This window comes from Rhodopirellula halodulae, from assembly GCF_020966775.1.
Lineage (GTDB): Bacteria > Planctomycetota > Planctomycetia > Pirellulales > Pirellulaceae > Rhodopirellula > Rhodopirellula halodulae.
In genome coordinates, this window is record NZ_JAJKFV010000016.1 from 23,202 (window position 1) to 34,082 (window position 10,881).

10 protein-coding genes are annotated in these 10,881 nt (G+C 56.8%); 9 read left to right on the forward strand and 1 reads right to left on the reverse strand.

All coding sequences use genetic code 11. The annotated features are described in order from the left end of the window. Nucleotides 1–78 precede the first annotated feature (78 nt). Both LOC70_RS12540 and LOC70_RS12545 read left to right on the forward strand, forming a co-directional pair. Complete coding sequence (locus tag LOC70_RS12540; protein WP_230253963.1) at nucleotides 79–768, forward strand: ABC transporter ATP-binding protein; 690 nt, start codon at nucleotides 79–81, stop codon at nucleotides 766–768. Then, a complete protein-coding gene (locus tag LOC70_RS12545) occupies nucleotides 765–1,652 on the forward strand; it encodes a DUF58 domain-containing protein (protein WP_230253926.1) in 888 nt (295 codons plus the stop codon). Before LOC70_RS12540 ends, LOC70_RS12545 begins: the two co-directional genes overlap by 4 nt. Before the next feature lie 1,323 nt (nucleotides 1,653–2,975). Here the strand turns inward: LOC70_RS12545 and LOC70_RS12550 are convergent. After that, nucleotides 2,976–4,190, reverse strand: a complete 1,215-nt coding sequence (locus LOC70_RS12550) for an AraC family transcriptional regulator (RefSeq protein WP_230253927.1) — start codon at nucleotides 4,188–4,190, stop codon at nucleotides 2,976–2,978. 298 nt (nucleotides 4,191–4,488) lie between these two features. Between LOC70_RS12550 and LOC70_RS12555 the strand changes: the two genes are divergently transcribed. From LOC70_RS12555 to LOC70_RS12585, 7 genes are all read left to right on the forward strand, one after another. Continuing rightward, nucleotides 4,489–5,691: a DUF1559 domain-containing protein gene (locus LOC70_RS12555; protein WP_230253928.1), complete on the forward strand. Its 1,203-nt coding sequence runs from the start codon at nucleotides 4,489–4,491 to the stop codon at nucleotides 5,689–5,691. A 132-nt stretch (nucleotides 5,692–5,823) separates the two neighbouring features. Continuing rightward, entirely contained in the window at nucleotides 5,824–6,042 is a 219-nt protein-coding gene (locus LOC70_RS12560) for a hypothetical protein (protein ID WP_230253929.1), read from the forward strand. Between the two features lie 173 nt (nucleotides 6,043–6,215). Then, nucleotides 6,216–7,595 (forward strand): outer membrane protein assembly factor BamB family protein, encoded by a 1,380-nt coding sequence (locus LOC70_RS12565; RefSeq protein ID WP_230253930.1) that lies wholly within the window; start codon nucleotides 6,216–6,218, stop codon nucleotides 7,593–7,595. A 263-nt stretch (nucleotides 7,596–7,858) separates the two neighbouring features. After that, entirely contained in the window at nucleotides 7,859–8,665 is an 807-nt protein-coding gene (locus LOC70_RS12570; protein ID WP_230253931.1) for a tetratricopeptide repeat protein, read from the forward strand. 46 nt (nucleotides 8,666–8,711) lie between these two features. Further along, complete coding sequence (locus LOC70_RS12575; protein ID WP_230253932.1) at nucleotides 8,712–9,503, forward strand: hypothetical protein; 792 nt, start codon at nucleotides 8,712–8,714, stop codon at nucleotides 9,501–9,503. A 389-nt stretch (nucleotides 9,504–9,892) separates the two neighbouring features. Then, entirely contained in the window at nucleotides 9,893–10,375 is a 483-nt protein-coding gene (locus tag LOC70_RS12580; RefSeq protein ID WP_230253933.1) for a Na+/H+ antiporter subunit E, read from the forward strand. Then, nucleotides 10,372–10,869: a monovalent cation/H+ antiporter complex subunit F gene (locus tag LOC70_RS12585; RefSeq protein ID WP_230253934.1), complete on the forward strand. Its 498-nt coding sequence runs from the start codon at nucleotides 10,372–10,374 to the stop codon at nucleotides 10,867–10,869. Before LOC70_RS12580 ends, LOC70_RS12585 begins: the two co-directional genes overlap by 4 nt. The last annotated feature ends 12 nt before the right edge of the window (nucleotides 10,870–10,881 follow it).

A 10,881-nucleotide genomic window follows, 5' to 3' on the forward strand; every position in this document is an offset into this window, starting at 1 on the left:
ACTCCATCGCGACGATCCGTGACAACAGTGTTAAACTGAATCGTGTCCGTTTCAGTTGCCCATCCGGAGTGCACGGAAGTGTTGCGAGTATCCGATCTCACCAAATCCTATCCCACCGCAGGAGAACCGCTGTCGGTGCTTCGCGGCGTTCAGTTGGAGCTGGCTCCGGGGGAGTCCGCCGCGATCGTGGGCCCCAGCGGTAGCGGTAAAACAACGCTGTTGCAAATTCTCGGCACCTTGGACGAACCGGATTCGGGCAGCGTGACCATTCAGGGCGAAGATCCGTTCGCATTGGGACCGAAAGAACGAGCCGCGTATCGCAATCAAACCATCGGTTTCATCTTTCAAGATCATCATCTGTTGCCACAATTGTCGGTCACGGAAAACGTGCTGATCCCAGCACTCGCCAGTGGCAAACCGAGCTCCGATGACGTCACGCGAGCCGGAACGTTGATTGATGCGGTTGGATTGTCGCATCGCGCCGGGCATTTGCCTCGCGAGTTATCAGGCGGCGAACGAGAACGGGTGGCCATCGCTCGCGCGTTGTTAATGCAACCGGCGGTGTTGTTGGCGGATGAACCAACGGGAAATCTGGATGCGAAAACCGCCAAAACCATCACCGAGTTGTTGCTGCGTTTGCAGGCCGAACAGAACACGGTCCTCGTCACGGTGACTCACTCGTTGACCTTGGCCGATGACATGCATCAACGCTATGAACTGGTCGATGGCCAATTGGTCCAACGGGAACGATTCGGGATCACCGCATGAGTTCGTCGCTGTCGCCTGAAACGTTGCAGCAAATCAAGCGGCTGGACCTGAAGGCACGCATGGTGGTGCGCGGATTTTTGCAAGGATTGCACAGCAGTCCGCTGCAAGGTTTTTCCGTCCAGTTCAGTGATCACCGCCGTTATTCGCGAGGCGATGACCCGAAGCTGATCGATTGGTTAGTGTACGCCAAGACAGACAAGCACTACATCAAACGCTTCGAGGCGGAGACCAATCTGACGGGTTACCTGTTGATGGACTTGTCGAAATCGATGGGGTTTCGCCAAGGCGACTCGATGACCAAGTTTGAATATTCCACTTGTTTGGCCGCCGCACTGACCTATTTGATGTCGCTGCAAAAAGACCCCGTGGGTTTGCTGACGTTCGACGACAAATTGCGAGCGATCCTGCCGGCACGCAGTCGGCGAGGGCACTTGGGGGATGTTTTGGCGGCGTTGTCAGGCATGACTCCCGAAGGAACAACCGAGCTACCCAAGTGCTTGGTTCAAGTCGCCGCGATGCTGAAACAACACAGCTTGGTGATGCTGTTTTCCGATTTGTTGGGTGACCCGGAGGAAACACTAGCGGCGCTGGGACGACTTCGTCACGGCGGACACGACGTGATTGTTTTTCATGTGATGGACGACGCGGAGGTCCGTTTTCCATACGACGGTCCAATCGAATTTGAAGACCCTGAAACCGGCGAGTTGATCAGCGTGGATGCCACCGGGTTTCGAGCCGAGTACCTGGATCAAGTCGAAGCGTTTCGCGAAACCTATTCGCGTGGATGTGCCGCCCTGCGAATTGACTATGTTCCGCTCGACACCAGCATGCCGTTTGACCGGGCTCTCACCGAGTACCTGCAACAAAGACAAGCAAGGCTCTGAGTTCTAAAATTGTCGTCTATTGGCGATGGTCGATCGATTGGGTCCGGGATCTCGTGTCGCAGGTTGCGATGAAACGCGCCCAATAGCCGACGTGCGTTCGCACCAGTTGCCACAACGTGCGTTTGACGTAACACGTAGGTCCGGTTCCACCGGACGCTTGAGGTTGACCTCTTCGAGAGATTGTTGTTTCGAGCGAGACGCATCATTGGCAATGGGCAGTCGCTGGGCATAGCGAATGCCAACCGCGGCTAACGCCGATCGGCTACTGGGTGGCTCGACAGGGTGCGGTTTGTTGGTGATGGTCAATCGATTGGCCTCCGGGATCTCGTGTCGCATACTGCGATGGAACGCACTGTATAGCCGACGTGCGTTAGCACCGGTTGTCACGACGAACGCCCAGCCGATGCAAGCTGAGGGAACAGAGGTCGATTGGTCGAGCCGACCAGCAAAACCGAGCGAGCGAAGCGAGCGACGGCAGGATTGATGGCAAAGTCACTCGGGGCATTTGGTCGGCTGGTTGTGCGATGCAGGCACCGACGGGCACGGCCAACCGCGGCTAACGCCGAACGGCTACTGGGTTGCTCGATTCAGTTGACTGGATGGCGATTTCAGAGTGCGTGCCGTAGGTCCGGTTCCACCGGACATTTGCGGTTGGCCACGCCGAGCGGATTGTTATTTCGAGCGAGTCGCATTGTTAGCGATGGGCAGTCGCTCGGGCTGGCAAATGCCAACCGCGGCTAACGCCGATCGGCTACTGGGTTGCTCGACAGGGTGCGGTTTGTTGGTGATGGTCAATCGATTGGCGTCCGGGATCTCGTGTCGCATGCTGCGATGGAACGAACCCAACAGCCGATGTGCGTTAGCACCGGTTGTCACGACGAACGCCCAGCCGATGCAAGCTGAGGGAACAGAGGTCGATTGGTCGAGCCGACCAGCAAAACCGAGCGAGCGAAGCGAGCGACGGCAGGATTGATGGCAAAGTCACTCGGGGCATTTGGTCGGCTGGTTGTGCGATGCAGGCACCGACGGGCACGGCCAACCGCGGCTAACGCCGATCGGCTACTGGGTTGCTCGATTCAGTTGACTGGATGGCGATTTCAGAGTGCGTGCCGTAGGTCCGGTTCCACCGGACATTTGCGGTTGGCCACGCCGAGCGGACTGTTATTTCGAGCGAGTCGAATCATTGGCGATGGGCAGTCGCTCGGCCTGGCAAATGCCAACCGCGGCTAACGCCGATCGGCTACGAGGTTGCTCGATTTGGTTGATTGAGCGAACGCGCTGGGTATCTCCGGCACGGACGGATCAATTGACTTGGATCTGTCTCTAACCTTCGGTTTGATTGACGCTGGTTGGTTGCGTGGAGGATGCCTTGCGATGTTCGGTGCGGAACTCACCCGGGGCTTGGCCGGTTTCTCGTTTGAACACGGCACCGAGACTTTCCTTGTGCGTGTAGCCGGCCATGGGGGCGATCTGCTCCAGCGTCATATCCGTGTCAATCAGCAGTTGCTTGACCCGAGCGACTTGTGTCATCGTGATTTGATGATGCGGGGTGTGACCGAGCACGTCTCGAAAGCGTCGCTCCAATTGTCGGCGCGACAGCGAGGTGATCTCAACAACATCCCCCACGTTGATACCGCTGCACGCGTTGTGGCGAATGTAGCGGCACACCCTCGCGAGCTCCGCATCCTCCACCGCGACGACTTTGGTCGACAAACGCTCGGTCACCGACAGCGGCGCGATGCGTTCGGTGTCACGGGCCGGCTTCTGTCCAGCGAGCATACCATCCAAAATTTCCGCCGCGCGGTAGCCGGCACCTTCCGCATCAGGACGAACGCTTGACAACGTCGGATCGCAAATGGAGCAAAGCGTGTCATCGTCATCCACGCCGATGACCCCGACATCATCCGGCACCGCGATGTTGGCGATACGACATGCATTCAAGACCTGCTGCCCGCGAATGTCGTTGCATACGAACAAACCGGTGGGTCGCTTGAGCGTGGACAACCACTGCGCCAGAGATTCTTGCTCGACCACGCCGGCTCGTTCCAGTTCAGTGAGCGCCACACCGGGAGCACCGGGCGATTGATACTCCGTGAACTCACACTTCGCGGCGCGAACCAATTCACGAAACGCGGCCAACCGCTCATCCGAATACTTTGCAAACCGAAAGCCGCAAAATGCAAAACGCCGAAAGCCGCGTTCCCACAAATGTTCAAACGCCATTTGCGAAACGCGTTGATTGTCCGCTTCGACTTGAGGCACGCCCGTGAACTTGCGATTGCAACGCACATCGACGACGGGCACGCGAAGCTGTCGCAAGGGTTCGATCGTGTGTTGATCGACTCGAGCGATCACGCCGTCAACTCGGGTGCGTGAGATCCAATTCGGCACGCCCGAATCCAGCGTCATCTCCTCGTGCAGCAAGGACCAATCCGCTTGAGTGCGGGCATACAACGAAATGCCCCGCAACATTTCGCGACCGTACGCTCGCGACACTTCGACCAGCAAAGCGATTCTGGGTCGGTGGTTGGTCTTCAACGATTCCGCCTCAATCCACAATACACACGACGCAAGCTCCGCACCGGACGTCGCAAAACATTACTCCAAGACTCCTTCACCAAGAGTCTATACAGAAACCAGAAATTAGCAGAGAAATTCTTAGCAAGCAAATGACGACAAGAGCACAAAACACGGGCGTTTAGCCAGCCGAAAACCACGTTGACGCAAAGACCAAATTCCGAGACGCAAAAAAACATCGTTTTACCGAGATCGTTCACCACCATGAGGTGGCTCTTCTTCACCCCCCTTTTCACTTGATCTCTTCGAAGGTGTTTTTATGAGAACGCAAAGGAAGCTTGGCTTCACGTTGGTGGAGCTACTGGTCGTCATCGCAATCATCGGTGTATTGGTTGGTTTATTGTTGCCCGCGGTCCAAGCGGCACGGGAAGCAGCTCGCCGCATGAGCTGCAGCAACAACTTCAAACAGATCGGACTGGCGATCCACAACTACCATTCCGCCTACAACCGAATCCCCGCCAACGGAATCGGCACGGTTTCCAACCCCAGCAGCGGCAGCGCGTGGTGGAACAGCAACGTCGCCGCCAACAACCGACGTTTGAGCACTCTGGTTGGCATCCTGCCGTTCATCGAACAGCAAGGATTGTGGGAGCAGATCAGCAACCCGATGGACATCGACAATGACGGCGTCATCGATTTCCAAGCCATGGGACCAACCCCAGACAACATCGACTACACGCCTTGGGCCACCGAACTCCCCGCGTATCGATGCCCCAGTGATCCAGGCGTCGGTTTGCCTGCGCTGGGTCGTTCGAACTATGCCGCGTGCTTGGGCGATGGATCATGGGAAACCATGGTCGGCCCTTGGGACGGTGACTTGCTGGAGCCCGTTTCCAACTATCGATTCACTCGCGCGCAAGCCGGTCACCGTGGTTTCTTTCGCCCACGAGATGCACGTGGACGCTTTCGCGATATTTTGGATGGCTTGTCGAACACCATCGCGATGGGTGAAATCGCAAGCTACCTCGGTGACCGTGACGCTCGCTTGAGCCTGCCCAATGATGGTGGAACGCTGGGTGGCAACGGTGCCGCCAACGCCGCGATTCGCGACAACCCTGGCGTCTGTGACACCTTTGTTGATCCAGAACGTCCCAGCACTTGGCTCAATGGTGCGTCTCGCGAAACGCGTGCACGCGGATTTCGCTGGGCTGACTTCAAGCAGATCTTCAATGGTTGCTTCACGATCCTTCCGCCCAACGACATTTACTGTGCACGCAACAACGGCGACGACTTGTCGAGCACCGCACCGATGTCCAGCCGTCACCAAGGCGGCGTGCACGTGTTGATGGGCGATGGAGCCGTGAAGTTCATCACCGACTCCATTGACGCAGGCAACCGAAATCATGGCGATGTCTGGGTGAACGGGACGGGAGCCCGAGCGCCCGGCAGCCAAAGCCCGTATGGATTGTGGGGAGCCCTCGGCACTCGCGCCGCCAAAGAAGTCATCGGCGAAGAATTCTGATCGTTTGGATCAGTCGCTTCGTTGCCCAAGCAATGACGAGGGGTGGACCACACCAAGTCTGCCCCTCGTCTTCTTTGTCACGTTGCTTCGCTGCAACACGGTTTCTTCGCTCATTCATCATGGAATTCCCGCATGCCCAACCAATCTAAATTCAACACATCACAAGACACCTTTCGTTTGCTTCTGTTCGTTCTTTGTCTCGGTGGATGGATGACGGGATGTTCCGACGACACGCCGAAACCGGTTACCGAAGGTGCAGACCAGGCAGCGATCGAGGCTTACAAAGCCAAGGAACGCGAATTGGAAATGGAATCGATGAAGTCGATGGAAGGTGACAAAGAAATGCCCTGACCGCTTTCGCCGACGAACACCCCGGCGATTGCCGTCGCCCCGGAGGTGATTTGCACGATGAATCTACAAGAAGTGTTTGAATCAAATTTGGCTTGGCGGGTTGGCAATCGATGATTCTGTCCGTCATGGTGATTGGACTTGGACTGTCTCATTCACCACCTAGGAATCACCCCGTGTCGATCCAACCTGTGCCGATTCACCCCGTGCCGATTCAACCTGTGCCCCCCGTGTCCATCCGCCAACGTCTGAGTGGCTCACGATCGCTGAGCCTTTGCCTCGCAATTTGTTTTTTGCTGTCATTCGCTAGTAAAATCCAAGCCGAACAAGGCTGGGGCAGCTTTCAAAACGGCGGTTCGCCGGTTACGGAGCAATCGCTCCCGACCGAATGGTCGCCGGAGGAAAACATTGCCTGGACAGCCGACATCGTCGGCTACGGGCAATCGACACCGATCATTGCACACGACCAGATCGTGGTCACATCGACCAGTGGCGAAAACAAAGACAACTACCACCTGACCTCGTTCTCGACCGATGACGGCGAAAAGCTCTGGCAGGTTGATTTGACCAACCCGTCGCCTTTCAAGAATTCTCCGATGGTCAGTCGTGCCGCCCCGACCGCCATCGCGACGGAAAACGGTTTTGTCGCGTTTTTCGAAGGCGGTGTGTTGCTGGCCGTTTCGCCCATTGGCGAGACTCGATGGCAGCGAGACTTGGTCGCCGAGCACGGCAAGATCGAAGCCCGCCACGGATTGTCCGCTTCATTGGAAAGCGATGGACAACGCGTGTTCGTGTGGGTCGAACGGAGCGAAGAGCCTTACATTTTGGCCATCAACCCAACCAACGGAGAAACGATTTGGAAGACCGATGGATTGGGTTCGACGTCGTGGGCTTCACCAAGATTGATCCCTGTCGAAGACTCGCATCACTTGGTTTGCAGTGCCAGCGGGAAGATCGTTGGTTTGGATCCCGCGTCGGGTGATCAACTCTGGGAGTTCACCGGCCTTTCCAACAACACCTCTTCGACACCCACGATCGTTGGCAACGGCAAGTTTCTGATCGGTGCCTCGGACGGTCGCGGGGAAGAGAACGCCGGCGCGGCGGCGGAAAACAATGGCTTGATCGCCATCTCGCGGGGCGAAAACAATGCCTTCCAAGCCGACTTCGTTTGGCGAGCCGAAAAGGCGTCGTGCACGTTCGGCAGCCCCATCGTGGCCGGCGACACCGCCGTGATCGTCAATCGAGCCGGAGTGCTCTATCGATTGGATTTGGAAACCGGTGAACAAGTCTCGGCAAAACGCACCGACGCCGGTGGCATCTGGGCGACGCCGATGGTCGCGGGTGATCACCTGTACCTGTTTGGATACAAGGGAACGACCAGCGTGTTTTCGTTAGCGGACGGAAAAGAGGTCGCTGAAAATCGTTGCTGGGAAGAAGGCGATGACAGTGACAAAACGCCTGGATTCGGCGGCGGAAATGTGCTCTATGCGGGCGTCCCCGTGGGAAATCGCCTGCTGATCCGCCGCGGTGAGAAACTATTCTGCATCGGCAAATAACGACGCAAGGCCTTCTCAGCCGACCGAATTTGCTCAACCGATGTTGACGCAACTTGACCGGCCGCTACCATATTGAGAACGAGTCGCAACAGAGACTCGTGATCAAGCCAGCGAGCGAACTTCGCCGGCCGCCTTTGACCGCCTTCCGCAGTGGAAGCAACCGTCAAATTCGCGGCCGATTGCGAAGCTGCCAGCCAGCCATGACTTTCCAGATTGCCCCATCCGCACATGCGTGGGGCTTCACGTCATTCCAGGTTGGCTCCATGCAAACATCTTCTTCGCACGAATTCTTTGATTCGCCCCTTCGCAACGTCGCCGCTGAATCGAAGCTTCGCGACGCTCGGATCGCCCTGTCCAACAACGATCCGGAACGGGTCATTCAGCTGTTGGCTTCCGCGAAGCCACTTCAGCAATCTCACCACGACATCGAACCAGCGGTGTTGCTCGGGTTGGCCTACCACCATCTTGGCCGGGCACTGGAATCCGCGGACGCTCTGGAAAAGGCGAGCTTGTTGGGCCCCATTCCAGACGAAGCACGCGTTGCGTTGGCGTCGTCGTATGCCGAACTTCGCCGGACCGACTTGGCTCGCGATTTGTTTTTGGAACTCGCAATCAGCCGTCGCTTGCCACCGGGACTGATGCTTCAGGTTGCGGCCGGGCTCGCCGCGATTGATTCGCCTCAGTTGGCCATGAAGGTTTGCGAATGGATCACCGAGTCCGACGACACGGTGGCACAAGCCTACTTCGACATGGGCGTTTACTCCGCTCGCTGCGGCAACGAACTGTACATCACCGAAGCTCTGACGCGACGCGCGTTGCAATTGGACTCAAAGAACCTGCACTACCAAGTCGGGTTGGCCTCGTTGCTGATTCAATTGCGGCGGGAAGACGAAGCGATCGATGCCATGGCACTCGTCAACGTGGACAACATTCACCAAGCGACCTGCTTCAGTTGTTTGGAACGCATCGCCGAGTTGCTATCGCGGCGAGAAAGGCACGAACTCGCATCCGCTTGCCGGACGCAAGCCAAACGCCTACGCGACGATGCATCCGCACCGAAACCATGTTGAAAAACACGTTCAAAACAAACCTTCTAGAACTCAACCAACTCAATCAATGACAGACAATTTGTTTTTCGCAGACACCGAGTTTGCTGCTGGACGTTTCCATCATGCCATTCAGTTCGCTCAATACACGCTGGCGCAAGACCCTGAGAACGTGGACGCATTGGTATTGCTCGGCATGGCGTGCCTTTGTTTGTGCGAACACGAAGAAGGCATCGATTCACTTGAGCGGGCAGCACTGATCCAACCGCTGCCTCGGGCCGTTCAAATTGAACTCGCCATCGCTTACGGGGCGGTGGGTCGCTGCCAGCTTTCGAAAGACTTGCTGATGTCCATCGCGACCTCTGGCAAAGTCACCAGCCCTGAACTGCTTCGCGTGGCGGCCGGATTGGAAGCCATCGATGCACCGCGACTGGCGATGGAAGCTTGCCGGCAAGCCGGGATTCAGAGCCCAGAGATGCCGGAAGTCCACTACCAAATGGGATGCTACGCCCAGCAGTGCGGGCATTCTGCTGACATCATCGAATCGTTGATTCGCCACGCCGTTCAGCTCGACCCGCGAAACGTTCATTACCGCATAGGACTGGCGTCTTTGCTGATTCGCTTGGGACGAAAGGACGACGCGGTGACGATTTTGACTCCGGTGATCCCGAGCCAAGTGGACGAAATTGATTGCCAATGCTGTCTAAAACGAATCGCCAATCTGTTTTTTGACAGCGACGACATCGAGAGGTCTCGTCTCTGTGCGTCGCGGTTGAAATACCTGACCACGCGAGCCACCCGAGCAAGACAGCTTCCCGCGAGCACGATCAGCGACGTTGAATCCTCGTCAGTAACACGCTGATTCGCCGTGACCGGCGCTGGCGTGGCCACTTACTATTGACGAGCTTCCTGAATCACGACCTGTGCATGGATTGGTTATTCACACATGCGTCCACTTCGATGCTCTGATGCGTGAACGCACCCTGCACAGCCCTGGCAAACCAGGCAAGGCAGCAAGGCTAAGCAGCCGTAGCAAGCTGCAACGCCCGCGAAATGTTCGCACTGGATTCCATGTTGGGTTTTTGACAACAAGGTGGCCTCAACACACCCAGCATGACGGCGAGAGGTTCGCAGTTGCGTTGAATCTTTGGACTCACCCTTGCTTGTTGTGAACGCCCTCTTGTTGTGAAGGCGCGTTGTGTGGATAACGTGTCTCATTCCTGCACATCTCCCCACGGATCGGATCCTCCCGTGAGATACGCGTTCGCGCTAACCGTCGCATTGATCGCGACCTGGCTGCTTTGGTCAGGGCACTTTGACAACCCATTCTTGCTCGGACTTGGGGCTCTGTCGGTGCTGATCAGCATGTTCGTTTCTCTGCGAATGAACATTGTCGACGAAGAAGGGGCTCCCGCTCAGCTCGGCATCCGACCATTCGTTTTCTATGCACCTTGGTTGGCCAAAGAGATTGTGCAAAGCAATCTTGCCGTGGCCAAAATCATTTTGTCTCGCAAAATGCGTCTCCGGCGCAACTTGGTGACAATCAAATCCAATCAGAAGTGCGAACTTGGGCGAGTCATCTTGGCGAACTCCATCACGCTGACCCCCGGAACAGTTTCCGTCCAAATGGAAGGCGAGAAGATTTTGATTCATGGATTGAATCTGCAAGAAACGGAAGAAGACATGTCTGGCGAGATGGATGAACGCATTTGTCGATTGGAGAAATCCAAATGAGTCCGTCCGGTCTGTTGCTTGAAATCCTTTCGCTGCCACAGCGATCAACGAAATGGCTAGCGGTCACCGAGGCGGCCACGGACGCGGCGGTCAGCCATGCTGCCGCGGGCCACGGCGGATCATCGGCGGAAGGTCTCGCCGGCGGACGCGGGCATGCCAGTTCATCCGATTTGCATCAGATGTTGGTGGATTCGTCGCACACCTTTGGATTGAGCCTGACTCACCACGTGATGATGGCGACCTCGGCGGCTGTGTTGATCACGATGACGTTGGCACTCGTCCGCGCGATGGCCGGACCGACCGTGTTTGACCGGGTGCTGGCGTTGAACATGTTCGGCACAAAGACCGTGTTGTTGATTTGCGTGGTCAGCTTTGTCACCACACGAACGGACTTTTTGGATTTGGCGTTGCTGTACAGCTTGATGAACTTCATCGGGATGGTGGCACTGCTGCGATTCACTCAGTACCGCAGCTTCGGCGAGGAACCAGCATGAACGGGAGTCACG